1 protein-coding gene is annotated in these 1,338 nt (G+C 52.4%); it reads left to right on the forward strand.

The features are described 5' to 3' along the window. Positions 1 to 121 precede the first annotated feature (121 nt). Positions 122 to 1,291 (forward strand): IS4 family transposase, encoded by a 1,170-nt coding sequence (locus A7D21_RS33975; protein ID WP_069553850.1) that lies wholly within the window; start codon positions 122 to 124, stop codon positions 1,289 to 1,291. Positions 1,292 to 1,338 lie beyond the last annotated feature (47 nt).

Raw genomic sequence — 1,338 nt, forward strand, 5'->3', positions numbered from 1 at the left:
GGGGTCAGACCCTGAGGGATCCCCGATTTTTCTTACGAAAAATCAAGAGGTTGGAATATTGAAGAGGCCTGCATGAGTCGGCAACTTGGTTTGCACCACACAAAAACAAGAACCCGAACCCATGCAGGCCATTCGATTTTTACACAGAGCGCTCGCTCAAGCACTGCCTTCAATCCATTCTCGCCGCCTGACAACGCTGATGAGTTGTGTCAGTTCATTACTGCAAGGCCGTCGCCTCACGCTGACAGCGCTGGGACGTTTTATGCCAGGTCAGGCGTATCCAAAACACGCGATCAAGCGAGTGGATCGATTGTTGGGCAATCAACATCTGAGAGCAGAGCGGCCATTGTTCTACTGGGTCATGCTGCGCGCATTGTTGGGCTCTCTGAAGCATCCTTTAATCTTGGTCGACTGGTCGAGAATTGATGCACCTGGCGACGCCTTCTTGTTGAGGGCTGCAGTCCCGTTTGCGGGACGCTCGTTTCCTATCTACGAAAGCGTTCATGAGCGCGAGGGTTGCCCGAAATATCAAAGCCGCCTGCTCAAAATGTTGGCCGAATTATTGCCTGATGGATGCGTCCCAGTCCTGGTCACTGATGCAGGTTTTCGTCGCCCCTGGATGAAGGCCGTAGCGGCGCAGGGCTGGTATTACGTGGCTCGCATACGAAATCGTGAGCTATATCGTGGTGACGAAAATGAGTGGCTACCCGTGAAAAATTTGTATGCGTTGGCCACCTCGTCACCCAAGTCGATTGGCCGGGTCGAGATGACACGTAGCGCTCCACACTTGATCGATTTGTACTGCGTGCGACATTCAGCCAAGGGCCGCAAGCATCAACGAGTGACTGGCTCAATCGCCAAAAGTAAGCTCAGCCGACAGTCAGCCAGGCGTGAACGGGAGCCATGGTTGCTTGCCAGCAATCTGAAGCAAGACGAATGGAATCCAGCAAAAATCGTGGCGATTTATAAGCGCCGTATGCAGATCGAAGAAGGCTTCCGAGATGTAAAAAGTGAGCATCTGGGATTAGGCCTGAATCTACATCGAAGCCATTGTCCAAAGCGCATTGAGGTGTTGTTGTTGATTGCTGCATTGGCCAACTACCTTCTCTTTTTAACAGGGCTGCTGGCACGAGAAAGCGGTTTGGAACGACGCTACCAAAGCAACAGCGTCAAAGAAAAGCGAGTGCTCTCATTGTGGCGACTAGGCTTGGAATACTGGCGAAGCTGCACAGATTTTGGAGGCCGAGGACACTTGGAAATAGTGGAGCGGGCTCTGCGTGATGAGGTGTGACATCAAGCGCAGAGCTTAGGGTAAATTTGTGGGGATCCCTCAGGGTC

This window comes from Pseudomonas sp. AP19, from assembly GCF_001728855.1.
GTDB classification, from domain to species: Bacteria; Pseudomonadota; Gammaproteobacteria; order Pseudomonadales; family Pseudomonadaceae; genus Aquipseudomonas; species Aquipseudomonas fluorescens.

Bases quoted from the DNA above. Each gene is read 5' to 3' on its own strand.
- A7D21_RS33975 (WP_069553850.1), top strand. From the start codon at position 122: ATGCAGGCCATTCGATTTTTACACAGAGCGCTCGCTCAAGCACTGCCT.